Here is a 22,962-nt window from a genome sequence, read left to right as displayed (position 1 = left end):
GGGACGCGGATGTCCTTCCAACGGATCGGCGCACCTGGCCGACGAGAGGATGCGGGAGGGGCCCGGCGCGGCCGAGGCATGCGGTTTTCGGCGGTACGGATCAGCGGTACGGCGGCGTCACGGAAACGGCGGTACGGAAGCGGCGTCACGGAAACGGCGGTACGGAGACGGAGGGCGGGTGCGTGCGTGCCGCCGGACGGCACCCGCCACGCAGCGGCGGCAGACTCAGTCGCTGTCCGCGTCCGGCCCGTACACCTCGACGGAGTCCTCGACGCGCCGCACATGAATGCACTCGCCGGGGCACTCCTTGGCCGAGTCGGCGACGTCCCGCAGCAGCTGCAGGGGCACCCGGGTGGTCGCGCGGGGATCCTGCAGGAGCTCGTCGTCCTGGTCCTTCACATAGGCGATGCCGTCGATGTCCAGCTCGAACACCTCGGGCGCGTACTGGGCACAGATACCGTCGCCGGTGCACAGTTCATGGTCGATCCAGACCTCGAAGGCCTGCCCGTTGGTCGTCTGCGAAGACATTTCCACCTGCCTGCCGATTCTCTGTGTGGGAAGTGCACCGCGGTGCACGGGGAGGAGCGGAGGACGACCGCGGCGTCAGACGCGCATCGGCTGCGGCGTGTCGCGCCGCGCCGGGTCCGGACCCTCGTAGTCGCGGATGATCTCGTAGCGGGTGTTGCGCTCGGCAGGCCGGAAACCCGCGTCGCGGATCAGGTCGAGCAGGTCCTCGCGGGTCAGCTTGTTCGGCGTGCCGAAGTTGTCCGCGTCATGCGTGATCTTGTACTCGACGACCGAGCCGTCCATGTCGTCCGCGCCGTGCTGCAGCGCGAGCTGCGCGGTCTGCACCCCGTGCATCACCCAGAACACCTTGACGTGCGGCACGTTGTCGAACAGCAGACGCGAGACCGCGAACGTCTTCAGCGCCTCGGCGCCCGTCGCCATGCTGGTGCGCGCCTGGAGCTTGTTGCGGACCTTGCCGTCCTTCATGTCCACGAAGTCGTGCTGGTAGCGCAGCGGGATGAACACCTGGAAGCCGCCGGTCTCGTCCTGCAGCTCACGCAGCCGCAGCACGTGGTCCACCCGGTGGCGGTACTCCTCGATGTGCCCGTACAGCATCGTGCACGGCGTCTTGAGGCCCTTGGAGTGCGCGAGCTTGTGGATGCGCGACCAGTCCTCCCAGTGCGTGCGGTGGTCCACGATGTGCTGGCGGACCTCCCAGTCGAAGATCTCCGCGCCGCCACCGGTCAGCGACTCCAGACCGGCGTCGATCAGCTCGTCCAGGACGTCCGAGGCGGGCAGCCCGGAGATCGTCTCGAAGTGGTGGATCTCCGTCGCCGTGAACGCCTTGAGCGACACGTTCGGCAGCGCCTTCTTCAGCTCCCGCAGCGAGCGCGGGTAGTAGCGCCAAGGCAGCGTCGGATGCAGGCCGTTGACGATGTGCAGCTCCGAGAGGTGCTCGTTCTCCATCGCCTTGGCGAGGCGCACGGCCTCCTCGATACGCATCGTGTACGCGTCCATCTCGCCCGGCTTGCGCTGGAACGAGCAGTACGCGCACGACGCGGTGCACACGTTCGTCATGTTGAGATGGCGGTTGACGTTGAAGTGGACCAGGTCGCCGTTCTTGACGGTGCGCGCATGGTGCGCGAGCCCGCCGAGCCAGGCCAGTTCGTCCGACTCGTACAACGCGATGCCGTCCTCGCGGGACAGCCGCTCACCGGAGAACACCTTCTCCTCCAGCTCACGCTTGAGCCCAGCGTCCATTACCCGGGAGGAGAACACCTTCTCCTCCAGCTCACGCTTGAGCCCAGCGTCCATTACCCGGGAACCTCCTCGGTCAGTGCCTGGCGGCACACGAAGTGAGTGTGAGCACGCGGCGCGGCACGTGACTCGTCTGCGTGCCCCGGGGACCGCCGGCCCGCCCGTTCCCGGACCAGCCCGAACCCCCTTGAAACGAACGGCACGTGGACCGTTCCCGACCGGAACACAGGCGATCCGGCCACATCGGGTGAGGCGCTCTCATACTCGCGGACGGCAGTCTGGGGAAAACCCCACACCCACTCCCGGTTTCCTGGAGAGGGGGCGTGCGAGCGCCGTCACCGGACCCACCCACGGCAGAGAAAACGGCAGAGAAAGAGGCGGCCGCATGACCTCACGACTGAGCCTGGCGCACTCCCCGTGCCCCAACGACACATTCGTCTTCCACGCCTGGACACACGGCCTGCTCCCCGGCACGCCCGAGGTCGACCTGCGGTTCGCCGACATCGACATCACCAACGGCCTCGCCGAGGAAGGCGCCCTGGACATCCTCAAGGTGTCCTACGGCGTGCTGCCCCACATCCTCGACGAGTACGCCCTGCTGCCCTGCGGCGGCGCCGTCGGCCGCGGCTGCGGACCACTCGTCCTGCGCAGCGAACCCGGCACGGCGGACACCCTCACCGGCGCCCGCGTCGCCGTCCCCAGCACCCGCTCCACGGCCTACCTCCTCTTCCGCCTCTGGGCCGCCCGCGCCGTCCCCGGCGGCGTCGGCGAGATCGTCGTCCTGCCCTTCCACGAGATCATGCCCGCCGTCCGCGACGGCCTCGTCGACGCCGGCCTCGTCATCCACGAGGCCCGCTTCACCTACGGCCAGTACGGCCTGCACCGCGTCGCCGACCTGGGCGAGGAGTGGGAGAAGCAGACCGCACTGCCCATCCCGCTCGGCGCCATCGTCGCCCGCCGCACCCTCGGCGAACGCACCCTCGGCGCACTCGCCCAGGCCATCCGCACCTCCGTACGATCCGCCTGGAACACCCCCGAAGCCTCCCGCGCCTACGTCCTCCAGCACGCCCAGGAAATGCAGCCGGACGTCGTCGACCAGCACATCGACCTGTACGTCAACACGTTCACCGAGGAACTCGGCGACGAGGGCCGCGCCGCCGTACGCGCACTCCTCGGCCGCTCCGCCGAACAGGGACTGCTGCCCGCCGTGCCCGACAGCGCCCTGGACTTCCCCGCCGGGCCGTAGCACCCGCGGGCCAACGCTAGAAGTTCTCTTAGAGCCGCTCAGCGCGGATCCGGGGGGCCCGTGCCCGTCCGCATAATCGGCCGAAGGCATGTTCCCCACCGGCATCCGGCACGGCACGTCGGATCCGCCCGGGGAACCGCCGCCGCGCCGCTCGCCAGGCTCCGCACCCCCTCACCCCGTCCCGTGCCGCCCGCACCCGTCCGGGACCGTCACTGCCCGTGCCACCACCGGCGAGACCATGGGCCCGCTGTCGAAGGGAACCGATCCGTGAGCGAGGACAGGCTTCGCGAGCTCCGCGATTTCCTGAAGCGCGTCACCGCAGACCTCCAACGCACGCGCACCCGCCTGCGCCAGGTCGAGTCGAAGGCCACGGAACCCATCGCCATCGTCTCCATGAGCTGCCGCTACCCGGGCGGAGTCCGCACCCCGGAAGACCTCTGGCAGCTCGTCGACACCGGCACCGACGGCATCTCCGCCTTCCCCGAGGACCGCGGCTGGGACGTCGACACCCTCTACGACCCCGACCCCGACCGCCCCGGCACCTGCTACACCCGCGAAGGCGGCTTCCTGCACGACGCCGTCGACTTCGACGCCGGCTTCTTCGGCATGTCACCCCGCGAAGCCCTCGCCACCGACCCCCAGCAGCGCCTGCTCCTCGAAGTCACCTGGGAGGCCATGGAGCGCGCCGGGCTGCGCCCCGCCGACCTCAGGGGCACCGCCACCGGCGTCTTCGCCGGCGTCATGTACAACGACTACGGCTCACGGTTCCCCGAACCCCCCGAAGGACTCGACGGATACATCGGCAACGGCAGCGCCGCCAGCATCGCCTCCGGCCGCATCTCCTACACCTTCGGCTTCGAAGGCCCCGCCATCACCGTGGACACGGCCTGCTCCTCCTCCCTGGTCGCCCTGCACCTGGCCGTCCAGGCACTGCGCGCCGACGAGTGCGACCTCGCGCTCGCCGGCGGTGTCGCCGTGATGTCCACCCCGGTCACCTTCATGGAGTTCAGCCGCCAGCGCGGCCTGGCCGCCGACGGCCGCTGCAAGTCCTTCGCGGACGCCGCCGACGGCACCGGCTGGGGCGAGGGCGTGGGCATGCTCCTCCTGGAACGCCTCTCGGACGCCCGCCGCAACGGGCACGACGTCCTCGCCGTCATCCGCGGCTCCGCCGTCAACCAGGACGGCGCCAGCAGCGGCCTCACCGCCCCGAACGGACCCGCACAGCAGCGGGTCATCCGCGCCGCCCTCACCGCGGCCGGCCTGCGCGCCGGCGAGGTCGACGCCGTCGAGGCCCACGGCCGTCACCGGCACCACCCTCGGCGACCCCATCGAGGCCCAGGCCCTGCTGGCCACCTACGGCCAGGACCGGCCCGCCGACCAACCCCTGTGGCTGGGCTCCCTCAAGTCGAACATCGGCCACACCCAGGCCGCCGCGGGCGTCGGCGGCATCATCAAGATGGTGCAGGCACTCCGCCACCAGCGGCTGCCCCGCACCCTGCACGTCGACCAGCCCTCCACCACCGTCGACTGGACAGAAGGCAACGTCCGCCTCCTGACCGCACCCGTCGAGTGGACCGACCCCGGCCGGCCGCGGCGCGCGGGCGTCTCCGCCTTCGGCGTCAGCGGCACCAACGCCCACGTCATCGTCGAACAGGCCCCGCCCGCCGAACCGGAGGACGAGCAGCAAGAACAGGACGGCCAAGACAGCCAGGCCGGCCAGGCAAGGCAGGCCGGGCAGGCAAGGCAGGCCGGGCAGAGCACCGGAACGAGCGAGGACCGCACCCGCACCGAGGCCGCCACACCCCCCGCCGACACCGCCCCGCCGGTCGTGCCCTGGCTGCTGTCCGCCCAGACCCCGGAGGCCCTGCAGGCCCAGGCCCACACCCTCCTCACCCACCTCGAAACCCACCCCGGCGACGGCGACCACGCCGTCGCCCACGCCCTGGCCACCACACGCTCCGCGTTCGAACACCGGGCCGTCGTCCTCGGCGGCGACCACGACGCCCTGATCCGCGGCCTCAAGTCCCTGGCCGACGGCGAGCCCACCCCCGAGGTCGTCATGAACACGGCCCGCCGCGCCGACGGCAGGCTCGCCCTCCTCTTCTCCGGCCAGGGCGCCCAGCGCCTGGGCATGGGGCGTGAGTTGTACGAGTCCTTCCCCGCGTTCGCGGAGGCCTTCGACGCCGTCTGCGCGCACCTGGACGGCGATCTGACGGGTGTGGTTTCCGGTACGGATGCGGAGGTGCTGAACCGGACGGAGTGGGCGCAGCCCGCCCTGTTCGCCATCGAGGTGGCCCTGTTCCGCCTCGTCGAGTCGTGGGGGGTGCGCCCCGACTTCCTGGTGGGCCACTCCATCGGCGAACTGGCCGCCGCCCACGTGGCCGGGGTGCTGTCGCTGGAGGACGCCTGCCGTCTGGTGTCGGCACGGGGCCGTCTGATGCAGCAACTGCCGTCCGGCGGTGCGATGTTCGCGGTCGAGGCGTCCGAGGACGAGGTTCTCCCGCTGCTGGAGGGCCGCGAGACGGAGGTGTCCATTGCTGCGGTCAACGGACCCCGCTCGGTGGTGATCTCGGGTGTGGAGTCGGTGGCCGAGGCGGTCGCGGGGGAGGTGGCGGCGCTGGGCCGCCGCACCTCACGCCTGCGCGTCAGCCACGCCTTCCACTCCCCGCTGATGGAACCGATGCTGGAGGAATTCCGCACGGTCGCCGAGAGCGTGACCTATGCGCCGGCTCGTATTCCGGTCGTGTCGAACGTGACCGGACAGGCCGCCGCGGCAGGGGAGTTGGAGTCTCCGGAGTACTGGGTGCGCCACGTGCGGCAGGCCGTGCGGTTCGCCGACGGGGTGCGGTGGCTGGAGGAGCGCGGCGTCCGCCGTTTCATCGAGATCGGCCCCGACGCCACCCTCACCGCCCTCGCCCAGTCCGCCGTCTCGGGCGACGGAATGCTCTTCGCCCCCACCCTGCGCAAGGACCGCGGCGAGCCGATCGCGGCGCTCGGCGCGCTCGCCGCCCTGCACACGCGCGGCACCGCCGTCGACTGGTCCGCCGTAGCCCCGGGCGAGGACCGCCCGCCGGTCGCCCTGCCCACCTACGCCTTCCAGCGCAGCCGCTACTGGCTCGACCCGGTGGCCCAGGGCACCGTCAGGACGACGGCACACCCGCTGCTGGGCGCGACCGTCGCGCTCGCCGAGTCGACCGCCGTCGTCTCCACCGGCCGTATCTCGCGCCGGACCCAGCCCTGGCTCGCCGACCACACCGTCTTCGGCACGGCCCTCGTGCCCGCCGGGGTCTTCACGGACCTCGCCCTGCACGCCGGTGCCCGGCTCGACAGCCCGCACCTGGCCGAACTCGTCGTGGAAACGCCCCTCGCCCTGCCCGAGACCGGCGAGAGCGAGATCCAGACCGTGGTCGAGGAGACCGACGAGGCGGGCCGGTGGACCTTCACCGCGTACTCCCGTCCCCTCGACCCCGCCGTTCCCGCCGGCCCCGCCGACGACGGAGGAGACCGCCCCTGGCAGCGGCACGCCCACGGCGTCCTCGTACGGCAGCCGCAGAGCCCGGCACCCCGCGAGCACCGGGCGCCCGGTGCATGGCCGCCCGCCGGCGCCGCCCCCCTCGACATCGACGAGCCGTACCGCACCCTCGAAGACCAGGACACCGTCCCCGGCGCCGTCCTGCGCACCCTGACGGCCGCCTGGCGGCTCGGTGACGAGGTGTACGCCGAAGCCGTCCTGCCCGAGTCGCAGCGCGCCGAGGCCGGCCGCTTCGCCCTGCACCCGGCCCTCCTCGAAGGGGCTCTCCTCGCCCTCTGCGCGACAGGACACCCGGCACCCCACGCCCTGTCCTGGTCCGGCCTCACCCTGCACGCCGCGGCCGCCGAATCCGTACGCGTCCATATCCGTCCCCGCCAGGACGGCACCGTCGGGCTCGACCTCTTCGACCCCGCCGGCGCACCCGTCCTCACCGCGGACGAACTGACCGCGCGCACGCTGACCCCGGCGGACCTGCCCGCCCCGGCGGCAGCGGAGCGCGACGACCTCTTCCGCCTCACCTGGACCGCCTCACGGGGACCGGTGCTGCCGACCGCCCCCGAACTCGCCGTCCACACCGGCCTCGACGCCCTCCTCGCCGCCGACGGCGCCGTGCCCGAGGTCGTCGCCCTGCCCTGGCGCACTCCCCACGACGACCGCGGGGCGAGTGCCGAGGCCGTCCACGCGGCCACCGGCGCCGCCCTCACCCTGCTGCGGACCTGGCTGGCCGACGAGCGTTTCACCGGCTCCCGCCTGCTGTTCCTCACCTCCGGTGCGGTCGCCGCGGCGGACGGCGAGACGGTCACCGACCTGCCCGCCGCCGCCGTCCGCGGACTCGTGCGCTCCGCCCAGGCGGAGAACCCCGGCCGCTTCCTGCTCGTGGACACCGGCACCGGTGTCCACGAGCAGGAAGACCTCGCCGAGATCCTCCGCCACGACGAGACCGACGTCTGCGTCCGCGACGGCCAGGTCCTGGTACCCCATCTCACCCCCGCCCCCGCCCCCGACCTCACTGCCGCCGATGCCGAACAGCCCGCGCGGGCACTCGACTTCGACCCCCGGCGCACGGTCCTCGTGACCGGAGGCACCGGCACCGTCGGCGCCGCCGTCGTCCGCCACCTGGTGACCGAGCACGGCGTACGGCATCTGCTCCTCGCCGGACGCAGGGGCGCGGACGCGCCCGGCGCCCTTGCCCTCGTCTCCGAGCTGGCCGAGGCGGGCGCCGAGGTCACCGTGGCCGCCTGCGACACCGCCGACCGCGACGCGCTGGCCGGACTGCTGGCGGCCGTCCCGCCGGAGCACCCGCTGGGTGCCGTCGTGCACGCCGCCGGTGTCGTGGACGACGGCGTCGTCACCTCCCTCACCCCCGAACGCCTCGACGCCGTACTGCGCCCCAAGGTGGACGCCGCGGTCAACCTCCACGAACTGACCCGCGATCTCGGCCTGACGGCCTTCGTTCTGTTCTCCTCGGCCGCCGCCGCACTCGGCAGCCCCGGCCAGGGCAACTACGTCGCGGCCAACTCCTTCCTGGACGCCTTCGCGGGACACCTCCGCTCCGAAGGACACCCCGCCCTCGCCATCGGCTGGGGACTGTGGGCCCAGGACAGCACCATGACCAGCGACCTGGACACCTCACAGCGCAACCGCATCGGCCGCAGCGGCATCGGCGCCCTGCCCACCCCGGACGCCCTGGCCCTCTTCGACCGCTGCCTGTCCCACACCGCCGGCACCCCGCTGCCCCTGCGCGTCGACCTGCCCGCGCTGCGCCGGAACGCGGCCGGGCTGCCCCCCGTCCTGCGCTCCCTGGCCGGCCGCGCACCACTGCGGCAGGCCGCCGGCGCCGGGGCGGGCACCGTGACGGCGGGCGGTGCGCTCGCCGCGCTGCCCGAGCAGCAGCGCCGTTCGGCCGTCCTCGCCCTGGTCCGTACGACCGTCGCGAGTGTCCTGGGCCACAGCAGCGACGCGTCGGTCGGCCTCGACCGGCCCTTCACGGAGCTGGGCTTCGACTCCCTCACCGCCCTGGAACTCCGCAACGCCTTCACCCACACGACCGGCCTCACCCTGCCCGCGACCCTGATCTTCGACCACCCCACCCCGGCCGCCGTCGCCGACCTCCTGCTCGCCGGACTCGCCCCCACCGAGGCGGGGTCGGCGCAGTCCGCGCAGCAGGTCCCCGGAGCACCGGCGGACCTCGCCGCCGACCCGGTCGCGATCATCGGCATGGGCTGCCGCTTCCCCGGCGGGGTCGAGAACCCCGAGCAGCTGTGGGACATGCTCCTCAAGGGCGACGACGGCATCACCGACTTCCCGGGCGACCGCGGCTGGGACGTGGACGCCCTCTACGACCCCGACCCCGAGTCCCGGCGCCGCGGGACGACCTACACCCGCCGCGGCGGCTTCCTCAAGAACGTCGGCTCGTTCGACGCGGGCTTCTTCGGGGTGTCACCGCGTGAGGCCCTTGCCATGGATCCGCAGCAGCGTCTGCTGCTGGAGACCTCCTGGGAGGCCGTGGAGCGGGCGGGCATCGACCCCCGTTCCCTGCGGGGCAGCCGTACCGGCGTCTTCACCGGCACCAACGGCCAGGACTACGCGCACCTTCTGGGCACGGCCGACGCCGACACCGAGGGCTACCTCGGCACCGGCAACGCCGCGAGCGTCGTCTCGGGCCGGGTCTCGTACGTCCTGGGCCTCGAAGGCCCCGCGGTCACCGTCGACACGGCCTGCTCGGCGTCCCTCGTCGCCCTGCACTGGGCGACACGCGCACTGACCTCGGGGGAGTGCTCGATGGCACTCGTCGGCGGCGTCACCGTCATGTCGACCCCGGCGGCGTTCGTGGAGTTCAGCCGCCAGCGCGGGCTCGCGGCGGACGGCCGGTGCAAGGCGTTTGCGGAGGGTGCGGACGGGACGGGGTGGGGTGAGGGTGTCGGTGTGCTGCTGGTCGAGCGGCTGTCGGACGCTCGCCGCAACGGCCACCCCGTCCTGGCCGTCGTCCGCGGCAGCGCGGTCAACCAGGACGGCGCTTCCAACGGCCTGACGGCGCCGAACGGGCCCTCGCAACAGCGGGTGATCCGGGCGGCGTTGGCGAGTGCGGGGTTGTCGGCGTCCGATGTCGACGCGGTCGAGGCGCACGGCACGGGCACGTCTCTGGGTGATCCGATCGAGGCGCAGGCGCTGTTGGCGACGTATGGGAAGGAGCGGTCCGAGGGTCGTCCGTTGTGGCTGGGTTCGGTGAAGTCGAACATCGGTCATACGCAGGCTGCTGCCGGTGTGGCGGGTGTCATCAAGATGGTGGAGGCGATGCGGCACGGCGTGCTGCCCGCCACCCTCCACGTCGACGAACCCTCCTCCCATGTGGACTGGGCCGCGGGCGAGGTCAGGCTCCTGGCCGAATCCGTCGACTGGCCGGAGACGGCGCGGCCCCGGCGGGCCGGAGTCTCGGCCTTCGGATTCAGCGGCACCAACGCCCATGTCGTACTGGAACAGGCGCCGGACCCGGTCGTCGAAGCCGTCACGGAGGTCTCTCAGCCGCTGCCCGTCACCCCCTGGGTCGTGTCCGGCCAGAGCGCCGACGCACTGTGCGGCCAGGCCGCACACCTGCTCGCCCACATACAGGCCCACCCGGACCTGGACACCGCCGACGTGGCCCTGTCGCTCACACAGACCCGGTCCGTCTTCGAGCACCGCGCGGTGATCCGAGGCACCGACCGCGAAGAACTGCTCGCGGGACTCGCCGCCGTCGCCCGCGGCGAGAACCTTCCCACCGTCGCCCAAGGCGCCGCGTCCAACGGCAGGTTGGCGTTCCTGTTCTCCGGCCAGGGCGCGCAGCGCCTCGGTATGGGGCGTGAACTGTACGAGTCCTTCCCGGTGTTCGCCGGTGCCTTCGACGCGGTCTGCGCGCACCTGGACGACGGCCTGACGGACGTGGTCTTCGGCACGGACGCGGACCTGCTGAACAACACCGCGTGGACCCAGCCCGCCCTGTTCGCCATCGAGGTGGCGCTGTTCCGGCTCGTCGAGTCGTGGGGGGTGCGCCCCGACTTCCTGGTCGGGCACTCCATCGGCGAACTGGCCGCCGCCCATGTGGCAGGGGTGCTGTCGCTCGAAGACGCCTGCCGACTGGTGTCGGCACGCGGGCGCCTGATGCAGCAACTGCCCCCCGGCGGCGCGATGTTCGCCGTCGAGGCGTCCGAGGACGAGGTTCTCCCGCTGCTGGAGGGCCGTGCGGCGGAGGTGTCGGTCGCGGCGGTGAACGGGCCGCGGTCGGTGGTGATTTCGGGTGTCGAGGCCGTGGCTGAGGCGGTCGCGGGGGAGGTGGCGGCGCTGGGCCGCCGCACCTCACGCCTGCGTGTCAGCCATGCCTTCCACTCGCCGCTGATGGAACCGATGCTCGACGAATTCCGCACGGTCGCGGAGAGCGTCACCTATGCGCCGGCGCAGTTGGCCGTGGTGTCGAACGTGACCGGACAGGCGGCTGCGGCGGGGGAGTTGGAGTCTCCGGAGTACTGGGTGCGGCATGTGCGGGAGGCCGTGCGGTTCGCCGACGGCATCGAGTGGCTGGCCGGGCACGGCGTCACGCGCTTTGTGGAGATCGGGCCCGACGCGACGCTCACGGCCTTGGCTCCCTCCTGCGTCCCCGGTGACGAGGGCATGCTGTTCGTGGCCGCGCTCCGCAAGGACCGCGACGAGACCGACACGGTGCCGGCGGCCGTGGCGAAGGCCTTCGTGCACGGGGTTCCCGTCGACTGGCCCGCCCTGCTCGCCGGGTTTGGCGCCCGGACCGTCACGTTGCCGACGTACGCCTTCCAGCGTGAGCGGTTCTGGCCGGAGCAGGCCGCCTCGCCGGCCGGGAGCACCTCGGCCGACCCCGTGGACGCGGAGTTCTGGGAGGCCGTGGAACGCGGCGACGCGCAGGGCCTGGCCGATGTACTGGGCGTGGGCGAGGCCGAGTTGGGCGCCGTCGTGCCGGCGCTGTCGGCCTGGCGGCGCGGTGCGGCCGAGCGGTCCGTCGTGGACGGCTGGCGCTACCGCGTCGGCTGGGAGCCGTTGGCCGTGCCGACCCCACCCGCGCCGGTGCCGGGCCGCTGGCTGCTGCTGCAGCCCCCCGGCGAGGACGTGCTCGCGGGCATCGAGGAATTCGTCCCCGGGATCGAGCGGTTCACCTGCCCGGCGGAGGCGGCGGACCGTGCCGCGCTGGGGCGGGTCCTGACGAACGCCGCCGAATGCGGGGGCATCGCGGGCGTGCTGTCGTACCTCGCCCCCTCCGGTGGTGTGGGGGGCGACACTGGCGCTCGTCCAGGCGCTGGGCGACGCAGACCTTCCGGTTCCGCTGTGGACGGTGACACACGGCGCCGTATCGACCGACGCCGTATCGACCGGCGCGGTGCCGACGGGCGCGGTATCGACGGGAGTGCTGTCACCGGGCGCGGTATCGACGGGCGGCACGGCCGAGGAGCCCGCCGATCCGTCCCAGGCCGCGGTCTGGGGCCTCGGCCGCGTCGCCGCGCTGGAACACCCGGACCGCTGGGGCGGCCTGGTCGACCTCCCGGCCCGGCGGGCCGACCGGCACGCCCTCGCCGGCATCGCGTCCGCTCTCGCCTCGGGTGAGGACCAGGTCGCCGTACGCGGATCCGAACTGCTCGTCCGCCGCCTGGCCCACGCCCCGTCCGCCTCGCTCCCGTCCATCTCGGCCCCGGCCGTGCCCTGGACCCCGCGCGGCCGCGTCCTGGTGACCGGCGCGACGGGTGCCATCGGCGGGCGCCTCGCCCGCTGGCTCGTGCAGCGCGGTGCCAAGGACCTCGTGCTGACCGGCCGCCGCGGAGCGGACGCGCCGGGCGCCGCCGAACTCGCCGACGAACTGCGGACCATGGGCGCCCACGTCACGCTGGAAGCCTGCGACACGACGGATCGTGCCGCGGTCGAGACGCTGCTGGACCGGCACCCCGTCGATGCCGTGTTCCACGCCGCGGGCAGGGGCGACGCCATGCCGCTCGGCGAGGTCGACGACCAGTACCTCGCCGACGTATGGGGTGCGAAGGCCACCGGCGCGACCCACCTGGACGCTGTCCTGGGCGACCGGGACCTGTCCGCCTTCGTCGTGTTCTCCTCGATCGCCGGCGTGTGGGGCAGCGGCGGCCAGTCCGCCTACTCCGCCGCCAACGCCCACCTCGACGCCCTGGTGGAACACCGCCGGGCCCGGGGCCTCGCCGGTACGGCCGTGGCCTGGGGGCCCTGGGGCGGCGGCGGCCTGGTCACCGACGAAGGAGCCCTCGAACTCGCCCGCCGCGGCCTGCGCGTGATGGACCCCGACCGTGCGCTGACCGCACTGGGACGCGCCCTGGACCTCGGGGACAGCACGGTCGTGGTGGCCGACGTGGACTGGGAGAGGTTCCTTCCCACGTTCACCAGCCGCCGCCCCAGCCCGCTCCTGTCCACTCTCCCGGAGGCCGCCACCACCACCGGTACGGACGGCACGCGCACCGAGCCGGAGACCAGGGGAACGGACCTGATGAACCGGCTCTCCGCGCTCTCCGACACCGACCGCAGGCGCGCCCTGCGCGACCTCGTCCGCACCCACGCCGCCTCGGTCCTCGGCCGCGCGAGCGGCGAGAGCGTGGAACTCGCCCGGGCGTTCCGCGACGTCGGCTTCGACTCCCTGACCGCCGTCGAACTGCGCGACCAGCTCAACCACGACACCGGTCTGCGCCTGCCCACCACCCTCGTCTTCGACTACCCGACCCCCGAACACCTGGCCGATCACCTCTACGCCGAGCTCTTCCCCGACGCCCTCGCCGACCCGTCCGGCACCACGGACGCCGACGAGGCCGCGCTGCGCAGGAAGCTGGCGACCGTTCCGCTGGCCCGACTGAAGGAGAGCGGCCTGCTGGCCGCGGTGATGGCCCTCGCCGAGCCGGAGGAAACGGACCCGAGCGCCACCGGGGCCGACGCGGAGGACAGCGAGCTGATCCACACGATGGACGTCGACGACCTCGTACAGCTGGCCCTCGGCGACTCGGCCCACTGACCGTCCGACCCGCTTCCCTCTCCTCGCCCCGCCGAAGCCCGAAGCGCCCGCTCTCCTCACCCCGCCGAAGCCCGAAGCGCCTGTCGAAGCCCGAAGCGTCCGCCGAAGCCCGAAGCAAGAACAGTGGAGCTGAGTATGCCCACCTCCGAGGAACGCGTTGTCGCGGCCCTGCGCGCATCGCTGCTCGAGAACGAGCGACTGCGCAAACAGAACGACCACCTCGCGCGCGCGGCGACCGAGCCCGTCGCCATCGTCGTATCGTCGGTATGGCCTGCCGCTACCCGGGAGACGTCCGTTCCCCCGACGACCTGTGGCGGCTGCTGGCCGACGGCCGGGACGCGATGGACGAGTTCCCGCAGGACCGCGGCTGGGATCTGACCGGAGCCACCACCGACGCGGCGGCCCTGCGCGGCGGATTCGTGAACTCCGCGACGGAGTTCGACGCCGACTTCTTCGGCATCTCGCCCCGCGAGGCCCTCGCCATGGACCCGCAGCAGCGCCTCACCCTGGAGGCCTCCTGGGAGGCGCTGGAGCGGGCGGGCGTCGACGCGGCCACCGTACGCGGCAGCCGCACCGGCGTGTTCGTCGGATGCAGCAACCAGAACTACGGCTCCGCCAACGGCCACGATCTGCCCGAGGGCATCGAGGGCCACCTGCTCACCGGCAACGCCGCGAGCGTCGTCTCCGGCCGGGTCTCCTACGTCCTGGGCCTGGAAGGGCCCGCCGTGACCGTCGACACGGCCTGCTCCTCGTCCCTGGTCGCCCTGCACCTGGCCGTCCAGGCGCTGCGGTCCGGTGAATGCGACCTCGCGCTGGCCGGCGGGGTGACCGTGATGTCGACGCCGGACGTCTTCGCCGAGTTCGACCGCCAGGGCGGGCTTGCGAGCGACGGCCGGTGCAAGGCTTTTGCGGAGGGTGCGGACGGGACGGGGTGGGGTGAGGGTGTCGGTGTGCTGCTGGTGGAGCGGCTGTCGGACGCTCGCCGCAACGGCCACCCCGTCCTGGCCGTGGTCCGCGGCTCCGCGGTCAACCAGGACGGTGCGTCGAATGGTCTGACGGCGCCGAACGGTCCCTCGCAGCAACGGGTCATCCGGGCCGCCCTCGCCAACGCCGGTCTGACGGCCAAGGACGTCGACGCGGTCGAGGCGCATGGCACGGGCACCGCGCTGGGTGATCCGATCGAGGCGCAGGCGTTGCTGGCGACGTATGGGAAGGAGCGGTCCGAGGACCGTCCGTTGTGGCTGGGTTCGGTGAAGTCGAACATCGGTCATACGCAGGCTGCTGCCGGTGTGGCGGGTGTCATCAAGATGGTGGAGGCGATGCGGCACGGCGTGCTGCCCGCCACCCTCCACGTCGACGAACCCTCCTCCCATGTGGACTGGGCCGCGGGCGAGGTCCGCCTCCTCACCGGGCAACGCGCCTGGCCCGAGACCGGCCGCCCCCGCACCGGCGCCGTCTCCGCCTTCGGCGTCAGCGGCACCAACGCCCACGTCGTCCTGGAACAGGGCACCACACCACAGGAACCGGCCCCGGCACCGGACGACGATGCCACCCCGGCGGCGCCCGCCGTCACGCTCCCGGTCCTCCCGTGGACCCTCTCGGGCCGGACCCCCGAGGCCCTCCGCGCACAGGCCCGCACCCTGTCGGCCTTCCTGACCGAACACCCCGGCCACGACCCGCTGAACGTCGGCTGGTCACTGCTGACCACCCGCTCGACATTCGACCACCGCGCAGTGCTGCTGGGCGACCGGCGCGAAGACCTCCTCAGCGGCCTGCGGAGCCTCGCCGACAACGAGATCACAGCGCAGGTCGTGACCGGCCGGAACCGCGGCGACGGCAAGCTCGCCTTCCTCTTCTCCGGCCAGGGCGCCCAGCGCCTCGGTATGGGACGTGAGTTGTACGAGTCCTTCCCGGTGTTCGCCGAGGCCTTCGACGCGGTCTGCGCGCACCTGGACGACGGCCTGACGGGTGTGGTTTTCGGTACGGATGCGGAGGTGCTGAACCGGACGGAGTGGGCGCAGCCCGCCCTGTTCGCGATCGAGGTGGCGCTGTTCCGTCTCGTCGAGTCGTGGGGGGTGCGTCCGGACTTCGTGGTGGGTCACTCGATCGGTGAGCTGGCTGCCGCCCATGTGGCCGGGGTGCTGTCGCTCGAAGACGCCTGCCGTCTGGTGTCGGCACGCGGGCGCCTGATGCAGCAACTGCCTGCCGGTGGTGCGATGTTCGCGGTCGAGGCCTCCGAGGACGAGGTTCTCCCGCTGTTGGAAGGCCGCGAGGCGGAGGTGTCCATCGCGGCGGTCAACGGACCCCGCTCAGTGGTGATCTCGGGTGTCGACGCCGTGGCCGAGGCGGTCGCGGGGGAGGTGGCGGCGCTGGGCCGCCGCACCTCACGCCTGCGTGTCAGCCACGCCTTCCACTCCCCGCTGATGGAACCGATGCTCGACGAATTCCGTACGGTCGCGGAGAGCGTGACCTATGCGCCGGCTCGTATTCCGGTCGTCTCGAACGTGACCGGACAGGGCGCTGCGGCGGGGGAGTTGGAGTCCGCGGAGTACTGGGTGCGCCATGTCCGGGAGGCCGTGCGGTTCGCCGACGGGATCGACTGGCTGTCCGGGCACGGTGGTGTGGCACGGTTCGTGGAGATCGGCCCGGACGGCACCCTCACCGCCCTCGCCCAGCCCTGCCTGAGCGACACACGGGAGCACCTCTGCGTCCCCGTCCTGCACAAGAGGGGCTCCGAGCCGTCTGCGGTCCTGCGCGGGCTGGGCCGACTGCACGCGGACGGCGCCCACGTCGACTGGAAGGCGCTCTTCACCGGTACCGGCGCCACAGCCGTGGAACTCCCGACGTACGCCTTCCAGCGCCGGCGCTTCTGGCTCGACCCGTCCACGCCGGGACCGAAGCCCGGCACCGACACGGCGTTCGCCTCGGCCCTCGTCGACACGGAGTTCTGGGAGGCGGTCGAACGGCAGGACATCGACACCCTCGCCGAAGACCTCGCCGTGGCTCCCGACGCCCTGGACGCGGTCGTCCCGGCGCTCTCGCGCTGGTACCGCAAGCGCAGCGACCAGCACGTCACCGACTCCTGGCGCTACAGCATCACCTGGAAACCCCTGACGCAGATCACCGGCGCCGCAAGCGCACCGCCGCCGGGCCGCTGGCTGGTGGTCCTCCCGCAAGCACGCGACGAACGGGCCGACGCCACGATCAACGCCGTACTCGACGGGCTGGAGGCACAGGGGGCCGACCTGTACCGGATCGAGGTCGCGGACTTTGCCCCCGGTACGGACCGCGCCGACCGTGCCGCCCTGGCCGATCAACTCACCCACGCACAGGACGAGTTCGGTCCCACCACGGCCGTCCTGTCCCTGCTGCCGCTGGCCCAGGACCGGGCAGCGACGGCAGCGGCCACGGCCACGCTCGTCCAGGCACTCACGGACATCGGCCCGCGCGGTTCGGCGGGTCAGGCCAGTCAGGTGGGTCAGGCGGGTCCGGTGTGGTCCCTGACGCGCGGAGCCGTCTCCGTCGGCCGCAGCGACGCGGTCACCTCGCCCGAGCAGGCCGCGGTATGGGGCCTCGGCCGGGTGGCGGCGCTCGAACACCCCGATCTCTGGGGCGGACTCGTCGACCTGCCGGACGACCTCGGCCAACTCGGCCAACGGGCGCTCGGACGGCTCGCCGCCGCCCTCACCGCGCCGTCCGGTGAGGACCAGATCGCGATCCGCGGCACCGGTGTCTTCGGCCGCAGGCTGGCGAGGACCCGGCCCACGCCGCCACAGGCGTGGGCCGGGTCCTCGCCAGCCTGCGGCGGCGTGGGCCGGCAGAGCCCACGCCGCCACAGGCGTGGCAGCCACGGGGAACCGTCCTGATCACCGGCGGCACGGGCGCGCTCGGCGCCCGCGTGGCGCGCTGGGCGGTCGAACGCGGCGCCCAGGACATCGTTCTGGTGAGCAGGCGCGGCCCCGAGGCACCCGGCGCCGCGGAACTCGAAACCGCGCTCTCCGCGCTGGGCGCCCGCGTCACGGTCGCCGCCGTGGACGTCTCCGTCAGGGAAGAGATCGCCGAACTCCTCGCCCTTCACCCCGTCGACGCCGTGTTCCACACCGCGGGCGTACTCGACGACGGCATCCTGCGCGGGACCGACCCCCAGCGCATACGGCACGTCATGCGGGCCAAGGCCGAAGCCGCCCTGCACCTCGACGAACTGACACGAGACCAGGACCTGTCGGCCTTCGTGACGTTCTCGTCGCTCGCCGGGGTCCTGGGCAGCGCCGGACAGAGCGCGTACGCCGCCGCCAACGCCGTCCTCGACGCGCTGGCCGAGCGCCGCCGTGGCCGAGCGCCTGCCGAGCGCCGCCGTGCCGAGGGGCTGCCCGCCACCTCCCTCGCCTGGGGACCGTGGGCCGGCGGCGGCATGGCAGCCGAGGCCACGGGCGACCGACGCCGCAGCCGGGGCGCCGTGGCACCGCTGGACCCCGACCTGGCCCTGGCCGCCCTCGCGACGGCCCTGGACTCGGGCGTGGCGGGCGAGTTCGTCGCGGACATCGACTGGAGCCGGTTCGCACCGGCCTTCACCGCGACCCGGCCGAGCGCACTCCTGGCGGAACTGCCCGAGGCCGCCCTGTCCCGGCCCACCCGTCCGGAGCCGTCGACGGCACGCACCGACAGCCTGGGCTCCCTGCCGCGCGAGGCGGGCGTCCAGGCCGCTCTGGACCTGGTCCGCGCCCGCGCGGCGGCGGTCCTCGGCCACTCCGGCCCGGAGTCCGTTCCCGCCGACTCCGCCTTCCGTGACCTGGGTGTCGATTCCCTCATCGCGGTTGAGCTGCGCAACGCCCTGGGTGCGGAGTGCGGTCTGTCGTTGCCGGCCACGGTGGTGTTCGACTATCCGACTCCGGTCGCTCTGGCGGAGTTTTTGTACGGTGAGTTGAGCGGTGTGGTCACGGAGGTGTCCCCGGCGGTCGCGGTCGCGGTGGCGGGTGACCCGGTGGTGATCGTCGGGATGGCGTGCCGTTTCCCCGGGGGAGTGGATTCTCCGGAGGCGTTCTGGAGCCTGCTGTCCGAAGGGCGCGACGGCATCGTCGACTTCCCCCACGACCGCGGCTGGGAAGGCCTGAGTTCGCTCTACGGCCTGGATGCCGAATCCCGGCGTCAGGGCACGGCGTACACCCGCCGCGGCGGCTTCCTGGCCGGCGTGGGCGGCTTCGACGCGGGCTTCTTCGGGGTGTCGCCGCGTGAGGCCCTCGCGATGGACCCGCAGCAGCGTCTGCTGCTGGAGTCGTCGTGGGAGGCGGTGGAGCGGGCGGGTATCGATCCCCGTGCGCTGCGGGGCAGCCGGACGGGTGTGTTCGCCGGTACGAACGGCCAGGACTATCCGGCGCTGCTGGCGGCGTCGGACGCGGACTTCGGCGGGTACATCGGGACGGGCAACGCCGCGAGCGTGTTCTCGGGCCGGGTCTCCTACGTCCTGGGCCTCGAAGGCCCCGCCGTCACCGTCGACACCGCCTGCTCCTCCTCCCTGGTCGCCCTGCACCTGGCGGTCCAGGCACTGCGGTCGGGCGAGTGCGATCTGGCGCTGGCCGGTGGTGTGACGGTGATGTCGACGCCGGGTGCGTTCGTGGAGTTCAGCCGCCAGGGCGGCCTCGCCACCGATGGCCGGTGCAAGGCGTTTGCGGAGGGTGCGGACGGGACGGGGTGGGGTGAGGGTGTCGGTGTGCTGCTGGTGGAGCGGCTGTCGGACGCTCGCCGCAACGGCCACCCCGTCCTGGCCGTCGTCCGCGGCTCCGCGGTCAACCAGGACGGTGCGTCGAATGGTCTGACGGCGCCGAACGGTCCCTCGCAGCAGCGGGTGATCCGGGCGGCGTTGGCGAGTGCGGGGTTGTCGGCGTCCGATGTCGACGCGGTCGAGGCGCACGGCACGGGCACGTCTCTGGGTGATCCGATCGAGGCGCAGGCGCTTTTGGCGACGTACGGGAAGGAGCGGTCGGAGGGTCGTCCGTTGTGGCTGGGTTCGGTGAAGTCGAACATCGGTCATACGCAGGCTGCTGCCGGTGTGGCGGGTGTCATCAAGATGGTGGAGGCGATGCGGCACGGTGTGCTGCCCGCCACCCTGCATGCTGATGAGCCCTCTTCGCATGTGGACTGGGCTGCTGGTGATGTGCGGTTGCTGACGGAGCCGGCCGAGTGGCCGGAGCCTGGGCGGCCCCGGCGTGCGGGTGTGTCCTCGTTCGGCCTGAGCGGGACCAACGCGCATGTGGTGCTGGAGCAGGTACCGGACCCGGTCGTCGAAGAAGCCGTGACCGAGGTGCCCCGGCTGCCGCTGCCCGTCACCCCCTGGGTCGTGTCCGGCCAGAGCGCCGACGCACTGCGCGGCCAGGCCGCACACCTGCTCGCCCACATACAGGCCCATCCGGACCTGGACACCGCCGACGTGGCCCTGTCGCTCACACAGACCCGGTCCGTCTTCGAACACCGCGCGGTCGTGCGCGGCACCGACCGCGAAGAACTGCTCGCCGGTCTCACCGCCGCCGCCGACGGCGAGACCCTGCCGGGCGTGGCACAGGGCGTCGCCTCCGAGGGCAAACTCGCCTTCCTCTTCTCCGGCCAGGGCGCCCAGCGCCTCGGCATGGGCCGTGAACTGTACGAGTCCTTCCCCGCGTTCGCCGAAGCCTTCGACGCCGTCTGCGCCCACCTGGACGACGGCCTGACGGACGTGGTCTTCGGCACGGACGCCGGCCTGCTGAACAACACCGCGTGGACCCAGCCCGCCCTGTTCGCGATCGAGGTGGCCCTGTTCCGGCTCGTCGAGTCGTGGGGGGTGCGCCCCGACTTCCTGGTCGGTCACTCCATCGGCGAACTGGCCGCCGCCCATGTGGCCGGTGTGCTGTCGCTGGAGGACGCGTGCCGTCTGGTGTCGGCACGGGGCCGCCTGATGCAGCAACTGCCGTCCGGTGGTGCGATGTTCGCCGTCGAGGCGTCCGAGGACGAGGTTCTCCCGCTGCTGGAGGGCCGTGCGGCGGAGGTGTCGGTCGCGGCGGTCAACGGACCCCGCTCGGTGGTCATTTCGGGTGTGGAGTCGGTTGCCGAGGCGGTCGCAGGGGAGGTGGCGGCGTTGGGCCGCCGCACCTCGCGCCTGCGTGTCAGCCATGCCTTCCACTCGCCGCTGATGGAACCGATGCTGGAGGAATTCCGCACGGTCGCGGAGAGCGTCACCTACGGCGAGCCCCGTATCGCAATCGTCTCGAACGTGACCGGACAGGCCGCCGTGGCGGGGGAGTTGGAGTCTCCGGAGTACTGGGTGCGGCATGTGCGGGAGGCCGTGCGGTTCGCCGACGGCATCGAGTGGCTGGCCGGGCACGGTGGTGTGACGCGGTTCGTGGAGGTCGGTCCGGACGGCACGCTCACGGCCATGGCGCGTGCCTGCCTGGGTGACATGCGGGATCACCTGTGTGTTCCCGTTCTGCGCAAGGACCGGCCGGAGGCGGACACCGCGGTGGCCGCTCTGTCGACGGTGTTCGCGCACGGGGTCCGTGTCGACTGGCCTGCCCTGTTCGCCGGTTCCGGTGCCCGGACGGTGACCCTGCCGACGTACGCCTTCCAGCACGAGTGGTACTGGCCCGAGCCCGCGCGGGGCGCGGCCGTGTCGGCCGGTGTGAACCCGCTGGACGCGAGCTTCTGGGAGGCCGTGGAACGCGGCGACGCGCAGGGACTGGCCGATGTCCTGGGCGTCGACGAGCAGGAACTCGACGCCGTCGTACCGGCGCTGTCCGCCTGGCGGCGCGGTCAGGCCGAGCGGTCGCGCGCCGACGGCTGGCGCTACCGCGTCGGCTGGGAACCCGTCACCGGCCTGGCTGCCGGCGGCCCGGCCGTCACCGGCCCGCCCACCGTGGCGGACACCGGGCGGTGGGTTCTGCTGCAGGCGGACGGCGCCCCCGCCCTCGACGGCATCGAGGAGTTCCTGCCCGGGACCGAGCGCCTGACCTGCCCGCCGCAGGCGGACCGCGCCGAACTGGCGTGGCTCCTCGCCGCGGCCGTCACGGACGAGCCCGTCGCGGGCGTCCTGTCGTGCCTGGACGGTACGACGGCCGCCCTCGAACTCGTCCAGGCCCTGGGCGACGCGGGAGTGAGCGCACCGCTGTGGCTGCTGACGCGGGGCGCCGTCGCCGTCGGCGCCCCCTCCGAAGGTGTCGTCGACCCGGCACAGGCCGCCGTGTGGGGCCTGGGCCGGGTCGCCGCGCTGGAGTACCCGGACCGCTGGGGCGGTCTCGTCGACCTGCCGGCCCGCCCCGACCGCCGTGTCCTGGCCGCGCTGGCCGCCGTCGTGGCCGACGGCACCGAGGACCAGGTCGCCGTCCGCGCGCTGGCCGCCGTCGTGGCCGACGGCACCGAGGACCAGGTCGCCGTCCGCGCGGCGGCCGTGTCCGCCCGCCGGCTCACCCACGCCTCCGCGCCGGCCGCCACCGGCGCGCAGTGGAGCGCGCCCGGCCGGGTGCTGCTCACCGGCGGCACCGGAGCCCTCGGCGCGCGGGTGGCACGCTGGCTCGTCGGCCGCGGTGCCGAGGAACTCGTCCTCACCAGCCGCCGCGGCCCGGACGCCCCCGGCGCGGCCGAACTCCGCGGCGAACTCGAAGGACTCGGCGCCCGCGTGGTCGTCGAGGCGTGCGACATGGCCGACCGCGAGGCCGTCGGGAGCCTGCTGTCCCGGCACCCGGTCGACGCGGTCTTCCACGCCGCGGGCGTCCTGGACGACGACGTGATCGACGCGGTGACCCCCGAGCGCCTGGCCGCCGTCCTGCGCGCCAAGGCCGTCGCCGCCGACCTCCTCGACGAACTGACCCGTGGCACGGACCTGTCGGCGTTCGTGGTGTTCTCCTCGATCGCCGGGGTGTGGGGCAGCGGCGGCCAGGCCGCCTACGCCGCCGCCAACGCCCACCTGGACGCCCTCGTCGAGCGCCGCCGGGCCCGCGGCCTCGCCGGTACCGCCGTCGCCTGGGGCCCCTGGGGCGAGAGCGGCATGGCCGCCGACGCCGGCGCCCAGGACCTGCTGCGCCGCCGCGGACTGCTCCCGCTGGAGCCCGCGGGCGCGCTGCGCGCCCTGTCCCGCGCCCTCGAACTCGGCGACACCACCGTGGTCGTGGCCGACGTGGACTGGGACCGTTTCGCCCCCGCGTTCACCACCGGCCGCCCCAGCCCGCTGCTGTCCGGCCTGCCGGAGGCCGCCGACGCGCTGCACGGCGCCGGTGCGGCCACGGCCGGCGGCGCGCGTGCCGGTGCCGCGCTGCGCGAGCGGCTCGCCGCACGGCCGGCCGAGGACCGCGACGCGGAACTCCTCGACCTGGTCCGGGGACGTGCCGCCGCCGTCCTCGGACACACCGACCTCGCCGCCGTCGCCCCCGGGCGGACCTTCCG

The 22,962-nt window shown here is 73.2% G+C and carries 6 protein-coding genes and 4 pseudogenes; 8 read left to right on the top strand and 2 right to left on the bottom strand.

From position 1 onward, the window contains the following. Positions 1 to 225: 225 nt before the first annotated feature. The gene (locus RV986_RS53900; RefSeq protein WP_475924992.1) at positions 226 to 528 is read right to left on the bottom strand and encodes a ferredoxin; all 303 of its coding nucleotides are present in this window, start codon (positions 526 to 528) and stop codon (positions 226 to 228) included. A 75-nt stretch (positions 529 to 603) separates the two neighbouring features. Beyond that, the gene (mqnE, locus tag RV986_RS53895) at positions 604 to 1,767 is read right to left on the bottom strand and encodes an aminofutalosine synthase MqnE (RefSeq protein ID WP_475925013.1); all 1,164 of its coding nucleotides are present in this window, start codon (positions 1,765 to 1,767) and stop codon (positions 604 to 606) included. 382 nt (positions 1,768 to 2,149) lie between these two features. Here mqnE and RV986_RS53890 point away from each other — a divergent pair, with 382 nt between their 5' ends. The 8 genes and pseudogenes from RV986_RS53890 to RV986_RS53855 form a co-directional block, all read left to right on the top strand. Further along, complete coding sequence (locus tag RV986_RS53890; RefSeq protein ID WP_475924991.1) at positions 2,150 to 3,010, top strand: 1,4-dihydroxy-6-naphthoate synthase; 861 nt, start codon at positions 2,150 to 2,152, stop codon at positions 3,008 to 3,010. Between the two features lie 60 nt (positions 3,011 to 3,070). Further along, positions 3,071 to 4,249, top strand: a pseudogene (locus RV986_RS53885) (beta-ketoacyl synthase N-terminal-like domain-containing protein); the annotation flags it as partial. 88 nt (positions 4,250 to 4,337) lie between these two features. Continuing rightward, a pseudogene (locus RV986_RS53880) lies at positions 4,338 to 4,454 on the top strand (hypothetical protein); the annotation flags it as partial. A gap of 12 nt (positions 4,455 to 4,466) precedes the next feature. After that, complete coding sequence (locus RV986_RS53875) at positions 4,467 to 12,143, top strand: SDR family NAD(P)-dependent oxidoreductase (RefSeq protein WP_475924990.1); 7,677 nt, start codon at positions 4,467 to 4,469, stop codon at positions 12,141 to 12,143. Positions 12,144 to 12,234: 91 nt separating this feature from the next. After that, on the top strand, positions 12,235 to 13,560 hold the full coding sequence (locus tag RV986_RS53870) for a beta-ketoacyl reductase (RefSeq protein ID WP_475925012.1): 1,326 nt from the start codon (positions 12,235 to 12,237) through the stop codon (positions 13,558 to 13,560). Between the two features lie 135 nt (positions 13,561 to 13,695). Continuing rightward, positions 13,696 to 13,746: pseudogene (locus tag RV986_RS53865) on the top strand (hypothetical protein); the annotation flags it as partial. A gap of 71 nt (positions 13,747 to 13,817) precedes the next feature. Then, a pseudogene (locus tag RV986_RS53860) lies at positions 13,818 to 17,426 on the top strand (type I polyketide synthase); the annotation flags it as partial. Further along, the coding region (locus RV986_RS53855; protein ID WP_475924989.1) for a type I polyketide synthase at positions 17,339 to 22,962 on the top strand (5,624 nt) is incomplete at its 3' end. The pseudogene RV986_RS53860 and the gene RV986_RS53855, both read left to right, overlap by 88 nt.

The sequence above is a fragment of the Streptomyces sp. RLA012 genome, assembly GCF_056270325.1.
This window is presented reverse-complemented; position numbering and strand designations above follow the sequence as displayed.